We start from the raw sequence: 210 nt of genomic DNA, 5'->3' as shown, positions 1-210 counted from the left end.
ACGAGCATCCCAGTTGTAGTCCGTCTCGAAGTTCGGTGCATCGGCTTTACGGATAGCAGCAGCGATAATGCTATTGCCCATACCCGCAGCGAAGCTTTCACCCGCTGTAACAGCAGGGGTCTTGCCTGATGCCTGGATAGCGGCACGCTCTAAAGCGTTCACGCCCATGTCCGTAGCACTGTTCCAGTCCAGTTTCTCTGGCGCCTGTAC

The 210-nt window shown here is 56.2% G+C and carries 1 protein-coding gene; it reads right to left on the bottom strand.

The features are described 5' to 3' along the window. Positions 1-210 (bottom strand): hypothetical protein (locus ABFY71_RS19265; protein WP_347947492.1); only part of this gene is annotated, 210 nt, incomplete at both ends.

It is taken from the genome of Devosia alba, from assembly GCF_039938915.1.
Lineage (GTDB): Bacteria > Pseudomonadota > Alphaproteobacteria > Rhizobiales > Devosiaceae > Devosia > Devosia alba.
This window is presented reverse-complemented; position numbering and strand designations above follow the sequence as displayed.